Origin of the sequence: Paraburkholderia sp. SIMBA_030, assembly GCF_046535245.1 — a bacterium.
In the GTDB taxonomy this organism is placed as follows: Bacteria; Pseudomonadota; Gammaproteobacteria; order Burkholderiales; family Burkholderiaceae; genus Paraburkholderia.
In genome coordinates this window covers 1-262 of the sequence record NZ_JAWRXB010000824.1, presented here as the reverse complement: position 1 = coordinate 262, position 262 = coordinate 1, and the positions used below count along the sequence as shown (strand labels likewise).

Annotated in this window: 1 pseudogene; it reads right to left on the bottom strand. The window is 65.6% G+C overall.

The window, feature by feature from the left end:
* Window positions 1–262 (bottom strand): annotated as a pseudogene (locus tag SB772_RS42290) (LysR family transcriptional regulator); the annotation flags it as partial.

The window sequence follows — 262 nt, the reverse complement described above, 5'->3', positions numbered from 1 at the left end:
CTCGCGTTTGGACAGACTCACGAAATGCGGCACCGGCAGCAAATCGATCGACATGTCGGGATGCTGACCCGTGAAGCGCGCGAGTTGCGGCGCGAGAAAAAAGCAGCCGAAGCCTTCGGTCGATCCCACCCGAACGTGCCCTGAAAGCGATTGCGCGCCCAGCGCGAATTGCTCGCTCGCCGATTGCACCGTGGTTTCCACCGCGTCCGCGTAGGCGAGCAGGCGCTGGCCCTCGGCGGTCAGCACGAAACCGCCCGCGCGC